The organism is Streptomyces sp. NBC_00289, assembly GCF_041435115.1.
Classification (GTDB): domain Bacteria; phylum Actinomycetota; class Actinomycetes; order Streptomycetales; family Streptomycetaceae; genus Streptomyces.
Window position 1 is genome coordinate 8,061,959 of the sequence record NZ_CP108046.1, and the last position, 23,714, is coordinate 8,085,672.

Here is a 23,714-nt window from a genome sequence, read left to right on the forward strand (position 1 = left end):
TTAGACGGACGTTAGATGTGTGTCAGGGAAGTCTGAAAAACCCGTGAAAGTGGTGACCGGCAGGTTTCCGGGGCCGCACAAGCGCAGCAGCATCCCCCCTATAGGGTCGGTGACCGTGGCGAACAAGAACATTCCCGACTCCGGCTTCCCCGACGACGACGGCTCCGCCGATCCCCGGCTGAGCGCGGCGCTCGCCGCCTGGGCCGAGGACCGTACCGCCGTGGGGCCCGTCCTGGAGGCGCTCAAGGGTGCCCGGCTGCTCGTTCCCGTCGTGGCCGTGCTCGGCGAGGTCGAGGAGGACGAGAACGGGCTGCGCCGCGAGAAGACCAGCGACATGGCCGTACCGACCCTGAAGGCCGGACACCGCACCGCGCTGCCCGCCTTCACCTCCACCGACTCGCTGGCCCGCTGGGACCCGCAGGCCCGCCCGGTCGCCGTACCGCTGCACCAGGCGCTGCAGGCCGCGGCGCACGAGAAGGCGGACACCGTCGTGCTGGACCTCGCCGGACCGGTGCCCTACGAGCTGACCGGGCCCGCCCTGCTCGCGCTCGCGGAGGGACGCGCGACGACGGATCCGCTCGCCGACCCGGCCGTACTCGACGCGGTACGTGCCGTGGTGGCCTCCGAGCCCGGCGTACTGCGTGCCCACCTCGGCCCCGGGGAGGCCGACGGCACCCTCGCCCTCGTGCTCGACCCCGCCGCGCCCCCGGCGCAGGCCGCCCGCACGGTGGCCGAGCGCCTCGCCGCCGACGAGACACTGCGGGCCCGCCTGGTGCGCGGCCTCGACCTGGCGCTGCTGCCGGCCGAGGCGACGCCACCGGGCGAGCCCCTGTACGTACGCGGCTGATCGAGCGGTCGGCCGGGGCCGTGAAGGCCTCACGGACGGCGCACGCCGTGTCTAGCCGTAGATCGGGCCCGTGTACTTCTCGCCCGGTCCCTGGCCCGGCTCGTCCCGGACGAGGGACGCCTCGCGGAACGCCAGCTGGAGCGACTTCAGGCCGTCGCGCAGCGGGGCCGCGTGGAAGGAGCTGATCTCGGTCGCGCTCGCGTCGAGCAGCCCGGCGAGGGCGTGCACCAGCTTGCGGGCCTCGTCCAGGTCCTTGTACTTGTCGCCCTCCTCGGTCAGACCGAGCTTCACGGCGGCGGCGCTCATCAGGTTGACGGCGACCGTCACGATCACCTCGACGGCGGGGACCTCGGCGATGTCGCGGGTCATGTCGTCGAAGTCGGGCGACTCGGGGGTGCCCGAGGGGGAGGTGTCACTCATGCAGGACACGATAGGGCCCGGAGCGTGTCCCCTTGACAGCAGGAGGCGGGCGACACCGGATTAGCGCACGCGTCGGTGAACTGCTAACCTTGTGTAACGACCGGCCGGATGTCTGAGACGCACGTCGAAGTGTTCGGCCCACAAGTGGAGGCTCCACTCTCCCACCTGACCGTCCCCCGGGACGGCGGGTCACCCGGTCAGGCGGCCCCCATCGTTCCGTACGGACGATGGAGTCGCCCGAATGTGCGCCCCGCGGTCACCGCGGCGGTGCTCCGGTACTGTTTTGGAGCCCCGCCTGTGATCGATCGGGGCATTTTTTGTGCTTCGGTGCGGTTAGGTCTACGTCACAAAGACATACGCGGCCGTCCGCCAGACCGCCGTGTGGTGCTAACCGAGGAGGATCCATCAGCGCCGAGCCCCGCATCAACGACCGGATTCGTGTTCCCGAGGTGCGACTTGTCGGACCCAGCGGCGAGCAGGTCGGGATTGTTCCGCTTGCCAAGGCCCTGGAACTTGCACAGGAGTACGACCTCGACCTGGTCGAGGTGGCGGCTACCGCCCGTCCGCCCGTGTGCAAGCTCATGGACTACGGGAAGTTCAAGTACGAGTCGGCCATGAAGGCCCGTGAGGCGCGCAAGAACCAGGCGCACACGGTCATCAAGGAGATGAAGCTCCGGCCGAAGATCGACCCGCACGACTACGACACCAAAAAGGGTCACGTCGTCCGGTTCCTCAAGCAGGGCGACAAGGTCAAGATCACGATCATGTTCCGTGGTCGCGAGCAGTCCCGGCCCGAGCTGGGCTACCGACTGCTGCAGCGCCTCGCGGAGGACGTCCAGGACCTCGGCTTCATCGAGTCGAATCCGAAGCAGGACGGCCGAAACATGATCATGGTTCTCGGTCCGCACAAGAAGAAGACCGAGGCGATGGCCGAGGCCCGCCAGGCGCAGGAAGCCCGCAAGGCCGACGCGAAGGCCAACCCGGGTCGCTCGCAGAACGCCGCGGAAAGCGACGAGCTCGAGCAAGAGAACGACGCGGTAGAGCTGGACGCCGAGGCCCCGGCCGAGGCTTCTGCCGAAGCCTGACCCCACGGGCGCACGCCCCGGAACTCCGGGACGCGAGTCCGGGACCCCACCCGATACGAGAGCGACGCTCCACCGTGCCCGGTTTCACGACCGGGCACCGGAGCGCCACCGACGAGGAGAGAACGGCGCTATGCCGAAGAACAAGTCGCACAGCGGTGCCAGCAAGCGCTTCAAGATCACCGGCTCCGGCAAGGTGCTCCGTGAGCGCGCCGGCAAGCGCCACCTGCTCGAGCACAAGTCGTCCCGCGTGACGCGTCGCCTCACCGGCAACGCCGAGATGGCCCCGGGCGACGCCAAGAAGATCAAGAAGCTTCTCGGCAAGTGACGTCGGGCGCGTCACACGCGCCTGATCTCTGACCGGGACCCAATCGATTCCGGGTCGTGTGAGTCCAACCACGGCCCCGCTACAAGGAGTTAAACAAGTGGCACGCGTCAAGCGGGCAGTCAACGCCCACAAGAAGCGCCGGGCGATCCTCGAGGCGGCCTCCGGCTACCGCGGTCAGCGTTCGCGCCTGTACCGCAAGGCCAAGGAGCAGGTCACCCACTCGCTGGTCTACAACTACAACGACCGCAAGAAGCGCAAGGGCGACTTCCGTCGGCTGTGGATCCAGCGCATCAACGCCGCTGCCCGTGCCAACGGCATCACCTACAACCGCTTCATCCAGGGTCTGAACGCGGCGAACATCGAGGTCGACCGCAAGATCCTGGCCGAGCTGGCCGTCAACGACGCCACCGCGTTCGCCGCGCTGGTCGAGGTCGCCCAGAAGGCTCTGCCGGCCGACGTGAACGCGCCCAAGGCTGCGTGATCGCGCGTCGGCCCCGGGCCGGCGTGATCTGACGGACCCGTAGGCTTCCGGCCTGCGGGTCCGCGGTGTTTCAGCGGCAGCGGAAAGCCTGACAGCGGAAAGCCGGACAGCGGAACAGCGGAAAGTGGTCCTTCGAAGGTGAACAGCATGCCCCCCGGCACCCCCGAGTTGATCTCTCCCCGCTCCTCCCGGGTGTCCGCCGCGCGGCGGCTCGCGAAGCGGAACTTCCGGGGCAAGGACCGGCTGTTCCTCGCGGAGGGCCCGCAGGCCGTGCGGGAGGCGGCGCGGCACCGGGGCGGCGAGGGCGGCACCCTCACCGAACTGTTCGCGACCGTCGAGGCCGCCGAGCGGTACGCCGACATCGTGGCGGAGGCCCGGACAGCCGGAGCCCGGGTGCACCTGGCCGCCGAGCAGGTGATCGAGGACATCTCGACGACCGTCACCCCGCAGGGCCTGGTCGGCGTCTGCCGGTTCCTCGACACCCCCTTCGAGGAGATCCTCGCGGCCCGGCCCAGGCTCGTCGCCGTCCTCGCGCACGTCCGCGACCCCGGGAACGCCGGCACCGTGCTGCGCTGCGCCGACGCCGCCGGCGCGGAGGCCGTCGTACTGACCGACGCCTCGGTCGATCTCTACAACCCCAAGGCCGTCCGCGCCTCCGTCGGCTCCCTGTTCCATCTGCCCGTCGCGGTCGGCGTGCCCGTCGAGCGTGCCGTGGCCGGGCTCAAGGAGGCCGGGGTGCGGATCCTCGCCGCCGACGGAGCAGGTACGGACGACCTCGACGACGAACTCGACCAGGGCACCATGGGCGGGCCGACCGCGTGGGTGTTCGGCAACGAGGCGTGGGGGCTCCCGGAGGAGACCCGCGCGCTCGCGGACGCCGTCGTGCGCGTTCCGATCCACGGGCGGGCCGAAAGTCTGAACCTCGCCACCGCCGCCGCCGTATGTCTCTATGCGTCAGCCCGTGCACAGCGCGCCTCCGGAGGGTGCCGCTCCGTCACCGAGAGCTAGTAGGGTGACCAGCTCGGGGGCCCTGCGCCGTCTGAGAGGTGGGGTACGGGGATGAGTGTCGGCACGAGCAGCGCACCGGGAGCACGGGATGCGCGGGACCCGGACCGGCTCCGGCACGACGACCCCGGCGGCCACGGCATCGACCCCGACGACCTGCCCGACGGGCTCGTGATCGCCGACGCACACGGCCGGGTCGTCACCTTCAACGCCGCCGCCGAGCGCATCACCGCCGTCCCCGCCGCCGAAGCCCTCGGCCAGTCGCTCGAGAAGGCGCTGCCGCTGGAGGACCTGGAAGGGCGGCGCTGGTGGCAGCTGACCGACCCGTACGGCGGGCTCGCCATCCGGTTCCGCCAGCCCGAGCGCAACCTGCTGCTGCCCGGCGGGCGGGAGGTCCTCGTGTCGGCGCGCTACGTGCGGGCCGAGCCCACCGGTCCGGTCCGGCGCGTCGTCGTCTCCCTCCGCGACACCGAGGCCCGCCGCCGTACCGAACGCAGTCATGCCGAACTGATCGCCACCGTCGCCCACGAGCTGCGCTCACCGCTGACCTCGGTCAAGGGCTTCACCGCCACCCTGCTCGCCAAGTGGGAGCGTTTCACCGACGACCAGAAGCGGCTCATGCTGGAGACCGTCGACGCCGACGCCGACCGCGTCACCCGCCTCATCGCCGAGCTCCTCGACATCTCGCGGATCGACTCCGGACGGCTGGAGGTGCGCCGCCAGCCCGTCGACATCGGAGCCGCCGTCGGACGGCACATCCAGGCGTACGTCGCCGCGGGACTGGCCGCCGACCGGTTCCTGCTGCGCGTCGAGCATCCGCTGCCCGCCCTGTGGGCCGACCCGGACAAGGTCGACCAGGTGCTCAGCAACCTGCTGGAAAATGCGGTGCGCCACGGCGAGGGAACCGTCACCATCGACATCACGCCCTCGGCGTCCCCGCGGGAAGGCGAGGACGGCGGGACCGGCGAGAACACCGCCACGTCGGTCACGGTGAGCGACGAGGGACCCGGCATCCCGGAGGAGTCCATGAACCGCGCCTTCACCCGCTTCTGGCGGGGCAGCAAGCGCGGCGGCACCGGCCTCGGGCTGTACATCGTCAAGGGCATCGTCGAGGCCCACGGCGGCACCATCACGGTCGGCCGCGCCCCCGTCGGCGGCGCCGAGTTCCGATTTACGTTGCCCGTGAGCACTCCGGCCTATCTGACCTGAGCAGCCCGCGGGCGCATTCGCCCACCCCCACCCCGTTAGACTCGGCCTTTGGCACCTTTGCGTCCCGCGGACGGAGACGATCCGTCCGCGTACCGGTCACGACGAGTCGGTGACGGGGACCTCCAGCCAGCCAATCGGAAGCACGGGAAGAGATGTCGGCACCGAATAAGTCGTACGACCCTGTCGAGGTCGAGGCGTTGAAACCGGAAGAGATCGAGCGCCTGCGGGACGAGGCGCTCGCCGCCTTCGCCGCCGCGGACTCCCTCGACGCGCTCCAGGAGGCCAAGGTCGCCCACACCGGCGGCACCTCCCCGCTGGCCCTCGCCAACCGCGAGATCGGCGCCCTGCCCCCGCAGGCCAAGGCGGCCGCCGGGAAGCTGGTAGGCCAGGCCCGCGGCGCGGTGAACAAGGCGTTCGCCGCCCGGCAGTCGGAACTGGAGGCCGAGCGGGACGCGCGCGTACTGGTCGAGGAGGCGGTGGACGTCACGCTGCCCTACGACCGGGTCCCGGCGGGCGCCCGCCACCCCCTCACCACGCTCTCGGAGCGCATCGAGGACGTCTTCGTGGCCATGGGCTACGAGGTCGCCGAGGGCCCGCAGGTCGAGGCCGAGTGGTTCAACTTCGACGCGCTGAACATCGGCCCGGACCACCCGGCCCGCGGCGAGGCGGACACGTTCTTCGTGCAGGGGCCCGAGGGCGGCACCGAGTCCGGCGTCGTCCTGCGCACCCACACCTCGCCGGTGCAGATCCGCTCGCTGCTCCAGCGCGAGCTGCCGGTCTACGTGATCTGCCCCGGCCGCGTGTACCGCACCGACGAACTGGACGCCACCCACACGCCCGTCTTCCACCAGGTCGAACTGCTCGCCGTGGACGAGGGCCTGACCATGGCCGACCTCAAGGGCACCCTGGACCACATGGTCCAGTCGCTGTTCGGCGAGGGCATGAAGACCCGGCTCAGGCCGAACTTCTTCCCGTTCACCGAGCCGTCCGCCGAGATGGACATGGTGTGCTACGTCTGCCGCGGCGAGTCCGTCGGCAACCCCGACCGGCCCTGCCGCACCTGCTCCAGCGAGGGCTGGATCGAGCTGGGCGGCTGCGGCATGGTCAACCCCAAGGTGCTGACCGCGTGCGGCGTGGACCCGGAGAAGTACAGCGGCTTCGCCTTCGGGTTCGGGATCGAGCGGATCGCGATGTTCCGCCACAACGTCGAAGACATGCGAGACATGGTCGAGGGTGACGTCCGGTTCACCCGGCCGTTCGGGATGGAGATCTGATGCGGGTCCCGCTTTCCTGGCTGCGGGAGTACGTCGACCTGCCGGCCACCGAGACCGGCCGTGACGTGCAGGCCAAACTCGTGTCGGCGGGCCTCGAGGTCGAGACCGTCGAGCACCTCGGCGCCGACCTCAAGGGTCCGCTCGTCGTCGGCCGGGTGCTGACCATCGAGGAACTGGAGGGCTTCAAGAAGCCCATCCGCTTCTGCACCGTCGACGTCGGCACCGCCAACGGGACGGGTGAGCCGCAGGAGATCGTCTGCGGCGCCCGCAACTTCGCCGTCGGCGACAAGGTCGTCGTGGTCCTGCCGGGCGCCGTGCTGCCCGGTGGCTTCGCGATCTCCGCCCGCCAGACGTACGGCAAGACCTCGCACGGCATGATCTGCTCCAGCGGCGAGCTGGGGATGGGCGACGACGGCACCCACGGCATCATCGTGCTGCCGCCGGAGACCGAGGTCGGCAAGGACGCCGTCGAGCTGCTCGAACTGGTCGACGAGGTCCTCGACATCGCCGTCACCGCGAACCGCGGCGACTGTCTGTCGATCCGCGGCGTCGCCCGCGAGACCGCCATCGCCTACGGCCTGCCGCTGCGCGATCCGGCACTGCTCGACGTCCCCGCCCCGAACGCGTTCGGATACCCGGTGTCGGTCGCCGACCCGTTCGGCTGCGACCGCTTCACCGCCCGCACCGTCACCGGCCTGAGCCCCGAGGCGCGCTCCCCGATCTGGCTTCAGCGCCGGCTGCAGAAGGTCGGCATGCGCCCGATCTCGCTCGCCGTCGACGTCACCAACTACGTGATGATGGAGCTCGGCCAGCCCCTGCACGCCTACGACCGCACCCTGGTCCAGGGCACCATCGGCGTCCGCCGGGCCGAGCCGGGCGAGAAGCTCACGACCCTCGACGGCGTCACGCGCACGCTGGCCGCCGAGGACCTGGTGATCACCGACGAGCGCGGCCCGATCGGCCTCGCCGGGGTCATGGGCGGCGCCAACACGGAGATCGCCGACCACACGGACGGCGAGGACACCACGACCGACGTGGTGATCGAGGCCGCGCACTTCGACGCCACCTCCATCGCGCGCACGGCCCGCCGTCACAAGCTGTCCTCCGAGGCGTCCCGCCGTTTCGAGCGGGGAGTCGACCCGCAGGCCGCGGCGGCCGCCGCCCAGCGCACGGTCGACCTGCTGGTGCTGCTGGCGGGCGCCACCGCCGAGGCCGGCGTCACCGAGATCATCGCGCCGTCCGCGCCGCACACCATCGCCATGCCCGCCGACCACCCCGACCGGGTCGCGGGTGTCGAGTACGGCCGCGAGACCGTCGTACGCCGCCTCCAGGAGGTCGGCTGCGACGTCTACGGGCAGGACGAGCTGATCGTCACGACCCCCTCGTGGCGGCCCGACCTCGGCGCGCCGAACGACCTGGCCGAAGAGGTCATCCGCCTGGAGGGCTACGAGAGCCTGCCCTCCACGCTGCCCAAGCCGCCGTCGGGCCGTGGCCTGACGCACCGGCAGCGCCTGCACCGCAGGGTGGGCCGGGCCCTCGCCGGGTCCGGGTACGTCGAGGCGCCCACCTACCCCTTCGTCGGCGAGCAGGTCTTCGACCAGCTGGGCCTGGCGGCCGACGACCCGGCCCGCCGCGCGGTCAAGCTGGTCAACCCGCTCCGCGACGAGGAGCCGGTGCTGCGCACGTCCCTGCTGCCGGGCCTGCTCGGCGCACTGCGGCGCAACGACGGCCGCGGCAGCCACGACCTGGCGCTGTTCGAGACCGGTCTGGTCTTCCTGCCGCGCGAGGAGCAGCGCGTCGCCGGCGTCCTGCCCGTGGACCGGCGTCCGACGGACGAGGAGATCGCCGAGCTCGACGCCGCGCTGCCCGACCAGCCGCGGCACGTCGCCGTCGTGCTCGCGGGCGCCCGTGAGCAGGCCGGCTGGTGGGGCAGGGGCCGCCCGGCCGACTGGGCCGACGCGGTCGAGGCCGCGCGTGCCGTGGCCCGCGAAACCGGAGCCGAGCTGATCGTGCGTGGCGGCCAGTACGGGCCCTGGCACCCGGGCCGGTGCGCCGAGCTCGTGATCACCGTGGACGGCACCGAGCGGGTCGTCGGACACGCGGGCGAGCTGCACCCGCGTGTGGTCAAGTCACTGAGCCTGCCCGCGCGCACCGCCGCGATGGAGCTCGACCTGGACGCGCTGGAGCGGGCCGGCGGCACCACCGTGCAGGCGCCGAGCATCTCCACGTTCCCCGTGGCCACGCAGGACGTCGCGCTGGTCGTGGACAAGTCCGTCCCGCACGCCGACGTCGAGGCCGCGCTGCGCGAAGGCGCCGGCGAACTCCTCGAGGCCATCCGGCTGTTCGACGTGTACGAGAACGACGAGCAGCTCGGCGAGGGCAAGAAGTCGCTGGCGTACGCGCTGCGCTTCCGCGCGAGCGACCGGACGCTGACCGTCGACGAGGCGTCGGCGGCCCGGGACGCGGCGGTGACCCTGGCGGGTGAGCGTACGGAGGCCGTACTGCGCGGCTGAGGGGGAGGGGCGGCACCCCCGACACCTCATCCGGTCACCTCACTCGATCGGGTGAGAACTACAGGTGATCGGGCGCTTTGAGGGCATTGCTCGACAGAATCGGACCGGCCTCCAGGGGCCGGTCCGATTGCGCTTGCAGGGCCTGAACGGGGGGCCATCGGCATGATCCCTACCAGGGCTGGGATTCCCCGCAGGTCGGGCCGCCCCCGCCGGGTCGCCGACGGCTGCTCGCCCTCGGTCTTCCCACGGTCCGGGGCGCCGGCGCGATCAGCTACGAACTGTCCGTCCGCTCGCCCGGCACAACGGCTCCACCGTGCGGTCCGCCACCGGTGCCGTCCTTCCCGCGTCGGCACCGGGTCGGCCCCGCACGTCCGGCACGCGCTGCCACGCCGGCTCGGACAGGCCCCGCCGGGTCGCGGGTGTCGCGGCCGAACGCCACGCACCCGCCGACGTACCCGTGGACACGGCCTCGCCGGCGGCGACCGTCCGCCCCGCCACGGAGTGTCGGGCAGGCAGCTGGGCGGACGGTGCGGAAACGGGCCGCCGCACTGTACGAGGGGGAGCCGGCGGCCCGGCCGGCCTCTTGCGAGGCATCTCAGTCAACCGGCCGGAAACTCTCCGCAACAGCGCGCACACAGTGCGGATACGGGCACTCCGTTCACACCCCGTGTGAGGGAGGACCCACTAATCTGTCGGCACCGAGCCACCGGGGGGCACCCATGCAGCCCAATACTCTGCTCGACGCGATTCTCGACGAAGCCGGAGTCTCGCACGCGGGTCTGGCCGCACATGTGAACCAGGCGGGCCGGGCGCGCGACCTCGCCCTCAGATACGAACACACCGCCGTGGCGCGGTGGTTGAAGGGGCAGCGGCCGCGCGGTCAGGTGCCCGACCTCATCTGCGAGGTGCTGGCCGCCCGGCTGCGGCGGCCCGTCACCCTCGACGACATCGGTCTCGGCGTGCCCGGGGAGCCGTCGGCCCCGCACGGCACCACACTGTCCGGCTTCGTCGAGCGGGCCACCGCCCTGTGGCGCTCCGACGAACAGCAGCGCCCGCACATCCTCGGTGCGCCCGCCGTCACCGGCACACCCGCCGTGATGCCCGTGTGGGAGTGGGAGAACCCGCCCGAGGACGTGGACGTCTCCCGCGGCGGCCGGCACCGGGTCACCTCCACCGACATAGCGATGCTGCGCTCGGCCCGCGCCCACTACGAGCAGATGTACCGCAAGGCCGGCGGCATGGCGACCCGCACCCGCATCGTCGGCTTCCTCAACGCCGAGGCGGCTCCGCTGCTGCGCGGAAGCTACACCGACGCGACCGGCCGCCAACTGCACCGCGCCACCGGCGGGTTGGTGGCCATCGCCGGAATCTGCGCGTACGACTCCGACGCCCACGGACTCGCCCAGCGCTATTTCCACCAGGCCCTGCGGCTCGCCAAGGCCAGCGGGGACCGGGGACTCGGCGCCTACGTGATCGCGCTCCTGGTCAACCAGTCGCTGTTCATGCGGGAGTACCGCCAGGCCGTTGCCTTCGCGGAGGCCGCACTGCGCGCCGCCGGCCGCCACATCACCCCGGCGCTCGCCTCCGACCTGTACGCGATGCAGGCGAAGGCGTACGCGCACCTGGGTGACGGCACGAGCGCGCTGTCCTGCATCCGGCGTGCCGAGCAGACCGCCGAACGCATCCGGCGCGGCCACGAACCCGACGAGACGGGCTATGTCCAGCCGGGACTGGTCAACGTACAGGTGGCGGAGGCGCTGCTCAGCCTCGGCGAACTCGCGGCGGCCGCGCAGCACGCCGCGGCCGCGGTCGACAACCCGGCCCACGACCGGGGCCGGGTGCACCGGCTCGCCATGCTCAGCACCATCGAGATGCGGCAGGGCAACGCCGACAAGGCGGTGGCCACCGCCGTACAGATGGCCGAGCAGGCCCGTGGCATGGAGTCGCAGCGGCTGCGCGACAGACTCCGCGCGGTGCGCGAACACCTGGTGCGCAGCGGTTGTGCCGGTACGGCAGAGGCCGCCGAACTGATCGACGGGGCACTGCGCGTACCCCTGTGACAGGCGCGAGGCGACGTCTGTGACGGGTGCGCGGCCACGGCGAGAGCGCGCCACGGACACCCCGTCGCGCTGCGAGCCGACCGGTGTGCGCCTGCTGTGACACTGTTCCTGCTGCGATATTGCCACTTACTCAGCGGAAGGTGGCAGAACCGTGCAGTGGACGAAACAGAACGAACAACCTGTGTATGCAAACCGCTGGTTCAGCGTCAATCTCGCCGATGTCGAGCTGCCGGACGGCCGACATCTCGACCACTTCCTGATACGGCTGCGGCCCGTCGCCGTGGCCACGGTGGTGAACGAGGCCAATGAGGTCCTCCTTCTGTGGCGCCACCGTTTCATCACCGACAGCTGGGGGTGGGAACTCGCGGCGGGCGTCGTCGAGGACGGCGAGGACATCGCCCGCGCGGCCGCCAGGGAACTCGAGGAGGAGACCGGGTGGCGGCCGGGACCCCTGCGCCACCTCATGAGCGTGGAGCCCTCCAACGGACTCACCGACGCCCGGCACCACATCTTCTGGGCCGAGGAGGGCGAGTACACCGGACACCCGGTGGACGACTTCGAGTCGGACCGCCGGGAATGGGTCCCCCTCAAACTCGTCCCCGACATGGTCGCCCGCGGTGAGGTCCCGGCCGCCAACATGGTGGCGGCGCTCCTGCTCCTGCACCACCTCCGCCTCGGCCAGGACGCCCAGCCCTGATCCCCCCACGGCGCCCTGGTCCCGGCGCGGGTCACCGCGGCGCGCTTGACCTCCTAGCGCCCCAGCGCCTGCCAGATCGTCACCACGAGCGCGCCCACCGCCGTGATCGCGGCGACCGCGGGCAGCGGCCAGCGGGCGTGCTCCAGCGCGACGACCCGTGCGCTCAGGTCGTCGACCTCCTTGTCCGTCTCCTCGGTGCGATGGCTGAGCAGAGCCAGCCCTCCCTCGACGCGCGTGTACGCGACATCGAGGCGTCGCCGTAACTCTGCGAGTTCTCCATGGACCACGGGATGCTCCGGGTCGGCGGTCACGAGTCCGCTCCTTTCCGTAGTCATCACATCCCTTGCATGTGCATGAAGAGTGAACTCCGCTGGTGGGCGAGTGGGGAGAGTGTGCGAGGGGCATATGCGGGCCCGGCGCGCACACGGCGTGTGAATGCCGCGGGCCCGGCACTCCGAAGAGTGCCGGCCCCGCGGCAGCCGAAGAACTACGGTGCGTGTCGGCGCAGGCGACACGGCACCGGTCAGCCGTAGGTGTAGAACCCGGAGCCGGACTTCCGGCCGAGGCGGCCGGCGTCGACCATGCGCTGGAGCAGCGGGGGAGCGGCGTAGAGCGGCTCCTTGTACTCCTCGTACATCGAGTACGCCACCGAGGAGACCGTGTCGAGGCCGATCAGGTCGGACAGCTTCAGCGGGCCCATGGGATGGGCGCAGCCGAGTTCCATGCCGTTGTCGATGTCCTCGCGGCTGGCGATACCCGACTCGAACATCCGGATCGCGGAGAGGAGATAGGGGATCAGCAGCGCGTTGACCACGAAACCGGAGCGGTCCTGGGCGCGGATGGCGTGCTTGCCGAGCACCTTCTCGGTGAAGACCTGGGCCCGGCTGAGCGTGCCCTCGGAGGTGGTGAGCGCGGGGATCAGCTCGACCAGCTTCTGCACCGGCGCCGGGTTGAAGAAGTGGATGCCGATGACGTGGTCGGGCCGCGAGGTGGCGACCGCCAGCTTCACCAGGGGGATGGAGGAGGTGTTGGAGGCGAGGATCGCGTCGGGACGGGACACGACCTGGTCGAGCACCTGGAAGATCTCGGTCTTGACCTGCTCGTTCTCGACGACGGCCTCGATCACCAGGTCGCGGTCGGAGAACTCGCCGAGATCGGTGGTGAAGCTCAGCCGCGCCTGCGTCGCCGCCAGCTCCTCCTCGGTGATCTTGCCGCGTTCGGCGGCCTTCGACAGGGAGTTGAACAGCCGGGTCCGGCCGATCTCCAGGGCTTCGCCGGTGGTCTCGGCGACCTTGACGTCCAGGCCGGCGCGGGCGCACACCTCGGCGATGCCCGCTCCCATCTGGCCGCAGCCCACCACTCCGACGCGCTCGATGTCGGTCACATCGTCCCTTTCGCTGGTCTTCGGCTGAGGCAGGGCCGCCGTGGTCCGGTGCCTGCTCCGTTCGTGCACGTTACTCCCAAGTATCGATGATCGATCACCTGGGTGGGGCATTCTGGGCGCGGAGACGGTCCGCGCGGGCGCGGACCCGCGGCGATGGGGGTGGCGGATGGGTCGAGTGACACGTCGGGCGTTCGCGGCGGCCGCGCTGTCGACACTCGCGCTGGGTGGGGACGTGGGAAGCACGGCCGCCGCCCCGTCCGGCCGGCGGCGGGCGGGCACCGAGATGCGCGGTGTGTGGCTGGCCACCGTGACCAACCGCGACTGGCCCTCCCGGCCGGGCCTGACCGCGGTCGAGCAGCGCACCGAGCTGATCGCCCACCTCGACACGGCGGTCCGCGACCGGCTCAACACGGTGGTCTTCCAGGTGCGGCCCACGGCCGACGCCCTGTGGCCCTCGCCGTACGAGCCGTGGTCCCAGTACCTCACCGGCACCCAGGGCCGGGACCCCGGCTGGGACCCGCTCGGCACGGCCGTCGCCGAGGCGCACGCGCGGGGCCTGCACCTGCACGCCTGGTTCAACCCGTACCGGATCGCCAACCACACGGACCCGGCGAGACTCGTGTCCACCCACCCCGCCCGCAGGCACCCGGACTGGGTGGTGCCGTACGGCGGGAAGCTCTACTACAACCCCGGGCTGCCCGAGGTGCGGACCTTCGTCCAGGACGCGATGCTCGACGCGGTGCGGAAGTACCCCGTGGACGCCGTGCACTTCGACGACTACTTCTACCCGTACCCGGTGGCCGGCCAGACCTTCGACGACGACGCGGCCTACGACCGCCACGGCGGGGCCTTCCCCAACCGTGCCGCCTGGCGCCGCGACAACATCGACCGGCTGGTGCGGGAGACGGCAGCCCGCATCAGGGCGGTCCGGCCCGCGACGCGCTTCGGCATCAGCCCCTTCGGGGTGTGGCGCAACGCCGCGACCGATCCGCTCGGCTCCGACACCAGGGCGGGCGTGCAGACGTACGACGACCTGCACGCGGACACCCGCAGGTGGGTCCGGGAGAACTGGATCGACTACATCTGCCCGCAGCTCTACTGGAACATCGGCTTCGCCGCCGCCGACTACGCGACGCTCCTGGCCTGGTGGGCGGAGGCGGTCCAGGGCACCGGTACGCGGCTGTACCTCGGGGAGGCGCTGTACAAGGCGGGTGATCCGGCGCAGCCCGCCGCCTGGCAGGACCCGGCCGAACTGTCCCGGCACCTCACGCTGGCGAAGCGGTACCCGCAGGCACGGGGGCATGTCTTCTTCGCCGCCAAGGACGTGGTCGTCGACCGGATCGACGCGATGGCACGGGTCGTCGCCGACCACTACCCGCGGCCGGTGAAACCCCCGCGCTGATCCGGACCGGGCGGCTCGGCTCCCCGACATCCACAAGGTGGCATCCCGGGGAGCGGAACCGTCGCGCGGGGACCGGGCGGTCCGGCGCGGTCTAGTGGGCGGTGTCCCTGTGGCGGATTTCGGTGTCGGGGCCGGGTGAGCACACGGCCTCGTGCCCGTCCTGGAAGCGGACGCGGTACGGGGGCGTGCCCTCCTGACCCATCACCTCGACGATATCGGCGACCTTGTCGTGCTGACCGACCACCCTGCCGTGCTGGACAAGCTGGTCGCCCACGATTGCGTGCATCTGTTGGGCCTCCTCACCGGGTACGGGAGCAGCGGTCCGTGGCCTTGAGTCTACGGCGCTGGGCGCCCGTCGGGACCTGCGCGGGCGGTGCCGCTCAACCCCTCGCCCGCTGGGTGACGACGATGCACACGAGCACCGCCGCGGCCGTCAACGGGGCGGCCACCGTCAGGTGCTCGCCCAGCAGTAGCACCGACCACACCAGTGTGAGCAGCGGCTGGGCCAACTGCAACTGGCTGGCCTTGGGGACGCCGATGGCCGCCATGCCCCGGTACCAGACGACCAGACCGACGAACTGCGAGCCCGCCGCGACCCACACCAGTCCGGCCACGCTGTGCGGGGTCAGGTGCACGGGCTCGTACGACAGCGCGAGCAGGGTGGCCGGCACGCCGAGCGGCAGGCACAGCACCAGCGCCCAGCCGATGACCTGCCAGCCCGGCATCACCCGGGCCAGCCGGCCGCCCTCCGTGTAGCCGGCCGCGCACACCAGCAGCGCGGCGAACAGGTACAGGTCGGCCGTGCTGAGGGCGCCGCCGCTCTGCTGCACCGTGAAGACGAGCACGGCGGCGGCGCCCGCGAGAGCCGCCGTCCAGAAGGTGCGGGAGGGGCGGATGCCTGTGCGCAGCGCGGACAGGAGCGCGGTCGTCAGCGGCAGCAGGCCGACCACGACGGCGGCGTGCGCGGTCGTGGACGTCTGGAGCGCGAGGGTGGTCAGCAGCGGGAAGCCGACGACGACGCCGGCGGCGACGACCGCGAGCCCCGGCCAGTGACGGCGGCCCGGCGGCGGCACGCGCAGGGCGAGCAGACAGCCGCCCGCGATCAGGGCGGCCAGCACACTGCGTACGGCCACCAGGGACCAGGGGCCGAAGCCCTCCAGGCCCCAGGCGGTGGCGGGGAAGGTGAGGGAGAACGCGACGACACCCAGACCGGCCTGGAGGGTGCCCGTGGTGGCCGCCCTCGCCGGGGTGTCGACCGCTATCCGGCTCGGGGCAGTAGCGCTACTCTGTGCTCTCATGCACGAGAATAGCAGTGTGGGTGAACTGGCGAATCATCTGCGACGAGAGCTCGACCGCTACTCGCCAGGTGGAAAGCTCCCGTCGAGTCGGGCACTCGTCGAGCGGTTCCGGGTCAGCCCGGTGACGGTCTCGCGGGCTCTCGCGCAACTGGCCGCCGAGGGTCTGGTCCTCACCCGCCCGGGCGCCGGCGCCTTCCGCGCCCAGCCGCCCGCCACGACCGCCCGCGGCGGCGACACCTCCTGGCAGGAGGTCGCCCTCAGCGCGGACGGCGCCGTCGACCTCGTACCGCGCTCCGTGGACGCCTCCGGTGTCCTCGTCTCGCTCGCCGCGCCGCCGCCCGGAGTCATCGAGTTCAACGGCGGCTACCTGCACCCCTCGTTGCAGCCCGAGCGGGCGATGGCCGCGGCCCTGTCCCGGGCGGGCCGCCGCCCCGGCGCCTGGGGCCGGCCGCCCATGGAGGGGCTGCCGGAACTGCGGGAGTGGTTCGCGCGGAGCATCGGCGGGCCCGGCGGAGCGGTCACGGCCGCGGGCGTGCTGGTCACCGCGGGCGGCCAGTCCGCGCTGACCACCGCGCTGCGCGCCCTCGCCCCGCCCGGGGCGCCCGTCCTGGTGGAGTCCCCCACCTACCCCGGCATGCTGGCGATCGCCCGTGCGGCGGGCCTGCGCCCGGTCCCGGTGCCGGTGGACAGGGACGGAGTGCGACCCGCGCTGCTCGCGGACGCGTTCCGGGCGACCGGCGCCCGGGTCTTCGTCTGCCAGCCGCTGTTCCAGAACCCGACCGGCGCGGTGCTCGCCGCCGAGCGCCGGGGCGAGGTGCTCCGCATCGCGCGCGAGGCCGGTGCGTTCGTCGTCGAGGACGACTTCGTACGACGGCTCGTGCACGAGGACGCGGGCCCGCTGCCGCGCCCGCTCGCCGCCGAGGACCCCGACGGCGTCGTCGTGCACGTGGGTTCGCTGACCAAGGCGACCTCGCCCAGCTTCCGGGTGAGCGCGCTCGCCGCGCACGGCCCGGTCCTGGAGCGGCTGCGCGCCATCCAGGTCGTCGACACCTTCTTCGTGCCCCGCCCGCTTCAGGAGGCCGCGCTCGAACTCGTCGGCTCGCCCGCCTGGCCCCGCCATCTGCGGGCGGTGTCGGCCGAGTTGCGCACCCGCCGGACCGCGATGACGGCCGCGCTGCGGGCCACCCTGCCCGAACTGTCCCTCCCGCACGTCCCCTCGGGCGGATACCACCTGTGGCTGCGGCTGCCCGAGGGCACCGACGAGCCGGGCTTCACGGCGGCCGCCCTGCGCGCGGGCGTGGCGATCACTCCGGGCCGCCCCTACTTCAGCGCCGAACCGCCCGCGGGCCACGTGCGCCTGAGCTTCGCCGCGGTCGCCGGCACGGGGGAGATCACGGAGGGCGTACGGCGGCTGCGCACCGCCTGTGACGAGGTGCTCCGGCCGCCGTCCGACGAGGCCGTGGCCCGCCGGTGAAAACCGCTCGACGGCGCTGACCCCGGCCTGGAACTCTCCCCGCATGACCACCGCAGCGCGCCTCGCCGAGGGCTACGAGATCTCCACCGACCCCGACCGTGTCGACGCCGAGTGGGTGCACCGCCGGCTGTCCACCGACGCGTACTGGGCGATCGGCCGGTCCCGGGAGAAGCAGGACCTGGCGATCGCCGGTTCGCTCAACTTCGGTGTCTACGCGTCACTTTCAGGGGATCAGGTGGCGTATGCCCGGATCATCACCGACCGGGCGACGTTCGCCTGGCTCTGCGACGTGTACGTCGACCCGGCGGTGCGGGGCGAGGGGATCGGTACGGCGCTGGTCGAGTTCGTGCGCGAGCACCTGCGGCCGTACGGGCTGCGGCGCATCCTGCTCGCCACCCACGACGCGCACGGCGTGTACGAGAAGGCCGGGTTCGCGGCGCTGGTGAAGCCGGACCAGTGGATGGCGCTCCTCTTCGAGTGATTCGAGTGACTTGTCCGCCGGATCCGGCCCCTCCCGGCAATCATTCGCATACCCAGGGTAACTCCCAGGTAACATCCCTTGACCTGCGAACTTATCCGATTCACGATCGCCGCATGCCACTTCGGGTCACGTTCGTCGCCGCCGCCCGCAGCTCCTCGCTGCTCGCCGAGCGTTTCGAGGACGACCGGCCGCTGGACCAGGCCGGCTGGGAGGAGGTGCAGCGCGCCGCCCACGACCTGGTGCCGTTCGCGGCCGCCGAGCTGCGCTACTGCTCGCCGACCCCGCGCAGCCGCAGCACCGGGGACGCCCTGGGGTACGCGCCGCTCGTGCAGCTCGCCCTGCGGGACTGCGACATGGGCCGGTGGCGCGGGCTGACGCTCGGCGAGGCGATGGCCCGCGAGCCGGAAGCCGTGGACGCCTGGCTCGCCGGGCCGCAGGCCACCCCGCACGGCGGTGAATCGCTGCACGCCTTCATCTCCCGGGTCGGCGGCTGGCTGGACACCCGGCCCGTCGGAGACGGCGGCGCCGTCGTCGCCGTGGCCGAGCCGTCCGTGATCCGCGCCGCCCTCGTGTACGCCCTGCAGGCGCCGCCCTCGACGTACTGGAACATCGACGTGCGGCCCCTGTCGACGACCACCGTCACGGGCCGCGCGCGGCGCTGGAACCTGCGCCTCGACGGGGTGTCCGCTCAGTCCTCGCGGGCGTAGTCGGTGGTGAGCACCAGGTCCTTGGCCGGGCCGCGGACCCGCCACACCGACCGCCAGTGGTCCCGGTCGTGGACGGTGAACTCGCCGCGGTAGAGGTCCGCCGCGCACGGGTGATCGGCGACATGGTGCCCGGAGGTCAGGTCCAGATCGTGGAAGGGCCGCCCGTCGGCGAAGCGCACGTCCGCCGTCGCCGGTGAACTCCCCGACAGGAAGCGCAACGTCCGCTCGGCGGAGCGGGGGACACCCCGCCAGACGAAGATGCCCGACTCCCGGTGCAGCAGGCCGCCTCCGGCCACCGCGGCCTTCGCGTCCGCCGGGCTGCCCGGCTCCGCCGGGGCTCCTGCCTTCAGTGGGCCCCTCTCCGCCTCCAGCGGGGCGAAGACGGTCGTGCCGTCGAACCGGCCCTCGTCGCCGCTCGCGAGATCCCGCACCGACCGTGTCACGCGCCAGCTCCCGGCCAGGTGGCCCAGCACGTCGGGCACTGGCCAGAACTCGCCCATCAGCCCTTCCCTCCGTCACATCCGTTGCCACGCGCCCCATTGACGCTCCCCGACCCCCTCTCTATGTTGCCGTTCGAAGTGCTGATCGACGTCTGATATTTCGAACATCGAGCCGCGGAGTATCCATGTCACGCACCCGTACCCGGTCCCGCTGGAGACTGGGTCTGACGGCCGCCGCCTGTCTGGTGGCCGCCGCCGTCGTCCCCGTCCCCGCACACGCCGAGGACGTCACCGACTACGCCGTCACCGTCGACCCGTCCGCCAGGGGTCCGAAGATCGACGACACGATGTACGGCGTCTTCTTCGAGGACATCAACCGGGCCGCCGACGGCGGCCTGTACGCCGAGCTCGTGCAGAACCGGTCCTTCGAGTACTCCACCGCCGACAACGGCTCGTACACCCCGCTCACCGCCTGGACGGTCGGCGGCACCGCGCAGGTCGTGAACGACGACGGCCGGCTCAACGACCGCAACCGCAACTACCTCTCCCTGGGGGCCGGTTCGTCCGTCACCAACGCCGGCTACAACACCGGCGTCCGGGTGGACGAGGGCAAGAAGTACGACTTCTCGGTGTGGGCGCGTGCCACGGCCGGCACCGCTCTGACGATCTCACTCGAGGACGCCGACGGGACCCTCGCCACCGCCCGTAGGGTGGCCGTCACGAAGCGCGGCTGGGCCAGGTACACCGCCACCTTCACCGCGACCCGCACCAGCGGCGAGGGCCGGCTCGCCGTCGCCTCCTCCGCCGCGGCCGCCCTCGACATGGTGTCCCTCTTCCCGCGCGACACCTACAAGCACCAGGCCAACGGCCTGCGGAAGGACCTCGCCGAGAAGGTCGCCGCCCTGCACCCGGGCTTCATGCGCTTCCCCGGCGGCTGCCTGGTCAACACCGGCTCCATGCTGGACTACAGCGAGGCCTCCGACTGGCAGCGCAAGCGCTCGTACCAGTGGAAGGACACCGTCGGCCCGGTCGAGCGGCGGGCCACCAACGCCAACGTCTGGGGCTACAACCAGAGTTACGGCCTCGGCTACTACGAGTACTTCCGCTTCGCCGAGGACATCGGCGCGATGCCCCTGCCCGTCGTGCCCGCCCTGGTGACCGGGTGCGGCCAGAACCGGGCCGTCGACGACGACGCGCTGCTGAAGCGCCACATCCAGGACACCCTGGACCTGATCGAGTTCGCCAACGGACCGGTCACCTCCACCTGGGGCGGGAAGCGCGCCCGGATGGGCCACCCCGAGCCCTTCCATCTGACGCACCTCGAGGTCGGCAACGAGGAGAACCTGCCCGTCGAGTTCCTCGCCCGCTTCACGCGGTTCCGCGCCGCGATCGAGGCGAGGTACCCGGACATCACCGTCATCTCCAACTCCGGTCCCGACGACTCGGGTTCGACCTTCGACACGGCCTGGCAGCTCAACCGGGACGCGGACGTCGCCATGGTCGACGAGCACTACTACAACAGTCCGCGGTGGTTTCTCCAGAACAACGGCCGCTACGACTCCTACGACCGCGGAGGCCCCAAGGTCTTCCTGGGCGAATACGCCTCCCAGGGCAACGCCTTCAGGAACGGCCTCGCCGAAGCGGCCTACATGACCGGTCTGGAGCGCAACGCGGACGTGGTGAAACTGGCCTCCTATGCACCGCTGTTCGCCAACGAGGACTACGTCCAGTGGCGCCCGGACCTGGTCTGGTTCAACAACCACGCCTCCTGGAACTCGGCCAACTACGAGGTCCAGAAGCTGTTCATGACCAACGTCGGTGACCGCGTGGTCCCCTCCACCGCCACCGGCACCCCGGCCGTGAGCGGCCCGGTCTCAGGCGCCGTCGGCCTGTCCACCTGGGCGACGTCGGCGGCGTACGACGACGTACGGGTGACGGGCGCGGACGGGACGGCGCTGCTGGGCGACGACTTCTCCGGTGACGCCTCGCAGTGGACGCACACCGGCGGCGGCAGCTGGAGCGTCCAGGACGGGCAGTACGTCCAGAGCGACGTGGCCGCCGAGAACACCATGGTCTCGGCCGGGGACGCCCGATGGCACGACTACGACCTGCATGTGAAGGCCACCAAGAAGGCCGGCAAGGAGGGCTTCCTCGTCGCCTTCGGCGTCAAGGACACGGGCAACTACTACTGGTGGAACCTCGGCGGCTGGAACAACACCACCTCCGCCGTCGAGCAGGCCGTGGACGGCGGCAAGTCGACGCTCGTCTCCAAGGCCGGGACCATCGAGACGAACCGCGCCTACGACATCGACATCAAGGTGCGGGGCCGACAGGTGACCCTCTACCTCGACGGCCGGGAGTGGGGCGGCTTCACCGACGACAAGCCGGCCGAGCCCTTCCGGCAGGTCGTCACCCAGGACGGGAAGACCGGCGACCTGATCGTCAAGGTCGTCAACGCCCAGTCCGCCGCGGCCCGTACGGCGATCGACCTGGGCGGCGCGAAGGTCGCGTCCAGGGCCCGGGTGACCACGCTCGCGGCCGCACCGGACGCCGTGAACACGGAGACGTCCACGGCCGTGGCGCCGGTCTCGTCCACCTACGAGGGGGTGGCGGACAGGTTCACGTACACCTTCCCGGCGAACTCCGTCACCTTCCTGCGGATCAGGCAGCGGTAGCCCGACCCGGCTCACCGGCGCCCTCGGCGCCGGAACCAGCCGGGCCCGGGGGTCAGCGGCATGTCCGGCGGGCCCGCCACCGGGGGCACCGGCGGGCCGGCCGCCGGACCCTCGGCGGGGCCGCCGGACACGGGCCCTGCCACGGGCCCTGCCGCCGGACCCGTCGCCGGGCCTGCCGGCGAGCCGAACGGCGGGAGGGTCCTGAACCGCTCGTCGAGGGTGACGGTCGGGGTGACGCGCCGCAGCGCGGCCCGGACCAGGGTGAGCGGGTGCTCCGGGAACCGCGCGTCCCACTCCTCATGGTCACCCACGTGGTACGGCAGTCCGCCCTGGAGGCCGGCGGCGTACGGGTGCGGCCGGAAGTAGTCGGCCGGCCCCACCTGCCCCATGATCATCGCCTCACGCATGCCGGTCGTCGCCCCTTCGGCGGCCTGCACCGTGACGACCGTGCTGCAGCCGGACCGGGGGATCGTCCATGAGCCGAGGAAGACCTGGCCGTGCCCGTCCGGCCGCGGCATCTTGACCAGCTGCCGGACGGCCGGGACTCCGTCCACCAGGCCCGGCACCGCCTCGATCAGGCCGCCACCGGCCGCGGCCACGCTGTGCGCGAGAGCGGACCGGAGCCGCTCCGGCTCGTCGAGCGGAGCGGGCAGGTCCGGGACCTGGGAGAAGTAGTGGACCGACAGTAATACCCCCCACTCGTCGGTCCATATGCCCGGCTCTCGCTCGGTGAAGCCGGTCAGGTCCATGCCGGTGATCGGTGTCATGGAGATCATCATGACGGGCCGGACCGGCCGCACGGCCCGCGGGGCCCGTCGCGACCCGATGAATTGCATAAACGTGCAGCGAAACGTATAGTCATGCCATCCAAGAGGAGGATGGATACCATGGCGGTACGTGCGGCAGTGGCCGGAGCGAGCGGGTACGCGGGCGGAGAGCTCCTGCGTCTGCTCCTGTCTCACCCCGAGGTCGAGATCGGCGCCCTGACCGGCAACTCCAACGCGGGTCAGCGCCTCGGCGGACTGCAGCCGCACCTGCTGCCGCTGGCCGACCGCGTCCTCGCCGAGACGACCCCCGGCGTCCTCGCCGGACACGACGTCGTCTTCCTCGCACTCCCGCACGGCCAGTCCGCCGCAGTCGCCGAGCAGCTCGGCCCGGACGTCCTCGTCGTCGACATGGGCGCCGACTTCCGGCTGAAGGACGCGGGCGACTGGGAGCGGTTCTACGGCTCCCCGCACGCCGGAACCTGGCCCTACGGCCTGCCCGAACTGCCGGGTGCCCGCGCCGCGCTGGAGGGGTCCAAGCGCATCGCGGTGCCCGGCTGCTACCCGACCGCCGTCTCCCTCGCGCTCTTCCCGGCGTACGCGGCCGGGCTCGCCGCCGCCGAGGCCGTGATCGTCGCCGCGTCCGGCACGTCCGGCGCGGGCAAGGCGGCCAAGCCCCACCTGCTGGGCAGCGAGGTCATGGGGTCCATGTCGCCGTACGGGGTCGGCGGGGTCCACCGGCACACCCCCGAGATGATCCAGAACCTCTCGGCGGCCGCCGGCGAGCCCGTGTCCGTCTCCTTCACGCCGACCCTCGCGCCGATGCCCCGCGGCATCCTCGCCACGTGCAGCGCGAAGGCCGCCGAAGGGGTCACCGGCGAGGTGCTGCGGGCCGCCTACGAGAAGGCGTTCGCCGACGAGCCCTTCGTCCACCTGCTGCCCGAGGGGCAGTGGCCCGCGACGGCGTCCGTCTACGGTTCCAACGCCGTTCAGGTGCAGGTCGCACACGACGAGGCCGCGGGCCGCATCATCGCGATCAGCGCCATCGACAACCTGACCAAGGGCACCGCGGGCGGTGCCGTCCAGAGCATGAACATCGCCCTCGGGCTCGACGAGACCACCGGGCTGTCCACGATCGGGGTCGCACCGTGAGCGACGCACCCGCGGCCACCG

At 71.8% G+C, this 23,714-nt stretch carries 22 protein-coding genes and 1 pseudogene; 16 read left to right on the forward strand and 7 right to left on the reverse strand.

From position 1 onward, the window contains the following. The first annotated feature begins 115 nt into the window (after nucleotides 1–115). A complete protein-coding gene (locus OG985_RS36475; RefSeq protein WP_371672647.1) occupies nucleotides 116–847 on the forward strand; it encodes an SseB family protein in 732 nt (243 codons plus the stop codon). Nucleotides 848–898: 51 nt separating this feature from the next. Here the strand turns inward: OG985_RS36475 and OG985_RS36480 are convergent, their stop codons facing one another. Further along, nucleotides 899–1,267 (reverse strand): DUF1844 domain-containing protein, encoded by a 369-nt coding sequence (locus OG985_RS36480; protein ID WP_371672648.1) that lies wholly within the window; start codon nucleotides 1,265–1,267, stop codon nucleotides 899–901. A 379-nt stretch (nucleotides 1,268–1,646) separates the two neighbouring features. On the opposite strand from OG985_RS36480, the pseudogene infC reads away from it, so the two are divergent. The 9 genes and pseudogenes from infC to OG985_RS36525 all read left to right on the forward strand — a co-directional run bounded on the left by infC (nucleotide 1,647) and on the right by OG985_RS36525 (nucleotide 11,916). After that, nucleotides 1,647–2,352, forward strand: a pseudogene (infC, locus tag OG985_RS36485) (translation initiation factor IF-3). A gap of 130 nt (nucleotides 2,353–2,482) precedes the next feature. After that, nucleotides 2,483–2,677: a 50S ribosomal protein L35 gene (gene rpmI, locus OG985_RS36490; RefSeq protein ID WP_019065473.1), complete on the forward strand. Its 195-nt coding sequence runs from the start codon at nucleotides 2,483–2,485 to the stop codon at nucleotides 2,675–2,677. Nucleotides 2,678–2,774: 97 nt separating this feature from the next. After that, nucleotides 2,775–3,158 carry a 50S ribosomal protein L20 gene (gene rplT / locus OG985_RS36495; protein WP_020132316.1) on the forward strand — a complete coding sequence of 128 codons (384 nt, stop codon included), beginning with the start codon at nucleotides 2,775–2,777 and terminating at the stop codon, nucleotides 3,156–3,158. Between the two features lie 147 nt (nucleotides 3,159–3,305). Continuing rightward, nucleotides 3,306–4,166 (forward strand): TrmH family RNA methyltransferase, encoded by an 861-nt coding sequence (locus OG985_RS36500; protein ID WP_371672649.1) that lies wholly within the window; start codon nucleotides 3,306–3,308, stop codon nucleotides 4,164–4,166. 51 nt (nucleotides 4,167–4,217) lie between these two features. After that, nucleotides 4,218–5,372 (forward strand): ATP-binding protein, encoded by a 1,155-nt coding sequence (locus tag OG985_RS36505; protein ID WP_371672650.1) that lies wholly within the window; start codon nucleotides 4,218–4,220, stop codon nucleotides 5,370–5,372. 152 nt (nucleotides 5,373–5,524) lie between these two features. Beyond that, entirely contained in the window at nucleotides 5,525–6,646 is a 1,122-nt protein-coding gene (gene pheS, locus OG985_RS36510; RefSeq protein ID WP_371672651.1) for a phenylalanine--tRNA ligase subunit alpha, read from the forward strand. Then, nucleotides 6,646–9,159 carry a phenylalanine--tRNA ligase subunit beta gene (pheT, locus tag OG985_RS36515; protein WP_371672652.1) on the forward strand — a complete coding sequence of 838 codons (2,514 nt, stop codon included), beginning with the start codon at nucleotides 6,646–6,648 and terminating at the stop codon, nucleotides 9,157–9,159. The genes pheS and pheT overlap by 1 nt, the downstream gene beginning before the upstream one ends. Before the next feature lie 719 nt (nucleotides 9,160–9,878). Further along, nucleotides 9,879–11,219, forward strand: coding sequence for a transcriptional regulator (locus OG985_RS36520; RefSeq protein WP_371672653.1), 1,341 nt, complete (start codon nucleotides 9,879–9,881; stop codon nucleotides 11,217–11,219). Between the two features lie 151 nt (nucleotides 11,220–11,370). Beyond that, on the forward strand, nucleotides 11,371–11,916 hold the full coding sequence (locus OG985_RS36525) for an NUDIX hydrolase (protein ID WP_371672654.1): 546 nt from the start codon (nucleotides 11,371–11,373) through the stop codon (nucleotides 11,914–11,916). Nucleotides 11,917–11,969: 53 nt separating this feature from the next. Here the strand turns inward: OG985_RS36525 and OG985_RS36530 are convergent, their stop codons facing one another. Further along, the gene (locus OG985_RS36530; protein ID WP_371672655.1) at nucleotides 11,970–12,227 is read right to left on the reverse strand and encodes a hypothetical protein; all 258 of its coding nucleotides are present in this window, start codon (nucleotides 12,225–12,227) and stop codon (nucleotides 11,970–11,972) included. A gap of 212 nt (nucleotides 12,228–12,439) precedes the next feature. Next, the gene (locus OG985_RS36535; RefSeq protein WP_371672656.1) at nucleotides 12,440–13,300 is read right to left on the reverse strand and encodes a 3-hydroxybutyryl-CoA dehydrogenase; all 861 of its coding nucleotides are present in this window, start codon (nucleotides 13,298–13,300) and stop codon (nucleotides 12,440–12,442) included. Nucleotides 13,301–13,466: 166 nt separating this feature from the next. On the opposite strand from OG985_RS36535, the gene OG985_RS36540 reads away from it, so the two are divergent. Beyond that, nucleotides 13,467–14,702, forward strand: a complete 1,236-nt coding sequence (locus tag OG985_RS36540) for a glycoside hydrolase family 10 protein (RefSeq protein WP_371672657.1) — start codon at nucleotides 13,467–13,469, stop codon at nucleotides 14,700–14,702. A gap of 91 nt (nucleotides 14,703–14,793) precedes the next feature. Here OG985_RS36540 and OG985_RS36545 read toward each other — a convergent pair whose 3' ends face one another. Next, a complete protein-coding gene (locus tag OG985_RS36545) occupies nucleotides 14,794–14,988 on the reverse strand; it encodes a DUF1918 domain-containing protein (protein WP_371672658.1) in 195 nt (64 codons plus the stop codon). 94 nt (nucleotides 14,989–15,082) lie between these two features. Next, on the reverse strand, nucleotides 15,083–16,000 hold the full coding sequence (locus tag OG985_RS36550) for a DMT family transporter (protein ID WP_371672659.1): 918 nt from the start codon (nucleotides 15,998–16,000) through the stop codon (nucleotides 15,083–15,085). On the opposite strand from OG985_RS36550, the gene OG985_RS36555 reads away from it, so the two are divergent. From OG985_RS36555 to OG985_RS36565, 3 genes are all read left to right on the forward strand, one after another. Continuing rightward, complete coding sequence (locus OG985_RS36555) at nucleotides 15,999–17,474, forward strand: PLP-dependent aminotransferase family protein (RefSeq protein WP_371672660.1); 1,476 nt, start codon at nucleotides 15,999–16,001, stop codon at nucleotides 17,472–17,474. The genes OG985_RS36550 and OG985_RS36555 overlap by 2 nt on opposite strands. Nucleotides 17,475–17,517: 43 nt before the next feature. Then, a complete protein-coding gene (locus tag OG985_RS36560; protein WP_371672661.1) occupies nucleotides 17,518–17,955 on the forward strand; it encodes a GNAT family N-acetyltransferase in 438 nt (145 codons plus the stop codon). A 113-nt stretch (nucleotides 17,956–18,068) separates the two neighbouring features. Next, nucleotides 18,069–18,662, forward strand: coding sequence for a histidine phosphatase family protein (locus OG985_RS36565; protein WP_371672662.1), 594 nt, complete (start codon nucleotides 18,069–18,071; stop codon nucleotides 18,660–18,662). Here OG985_RS36565 and OG985_RS36570 read toward each other — a convergent pair. Then, a complete protein-coding gene (locus OG985_RS36570; RefSeq protein ID WP_371672663.1) occupies nucleotides 18,644–19,162 on the reverse strand; it encodes a DUF6314 family protein in 519 nt (172 codons plus the stop codon). The genes OG985_RS36565 and OG985_RS36570 overlap by 19 nt on opposite strands. A 125-nt stretch (nucleotides 19,163–19,287) precedes the next feature. On the opposite strand from OG985_RS36570, the gene OG985_RS36575 reads away from it, so the two are divergent. Then, complete coding sequence (locus tag OG985_RS36575) at nucleotides 19,288–21,777, forward strand: alpha-L-arabinofuranosidase C-terminal domain-containing protein (protein WP_371672664.1); 2,490 nt, start codon at nucleotides 19,288–19,290, stop codon at nucleotides 21,775–21,777. Between the two features lie 11 nt (nucleotides 21,778–21,788). On the opposite strand, the gene OG985_RS36580 is transcribed toward OG985_RS36575, so the two are convergent. Then, nucleotides 21,789–22,544, reverse strand: coding sequence for a hypothetical protein (locus tag OG985_RS36580; protein ID WP_371672665.1), 756 nt, complete (start codon nucleotides 22,542–22,544; stop codon nucleotides 21,789–21,791). A gap of 120 nt (nucleotides 22,545–22,664) precedes the next feature. On the opposite strand from OG985_RS36580, the gene argC reads away from it, so the two are divergent. Further along, a complete protein-coding gene (gene argC / locus OG985_RS36585) occupies nucleotides 22,665–23,693 on the forward strand; it encodes an N-acetyl-gamma-glutamyl-phosphate reductase (RefSeq protein ID WP_371672666.1) in 1,029 nt (342 codons plus the stop codon). Nucleotides 23,694–23,714 lie beyond the last annotated feature (21 nt).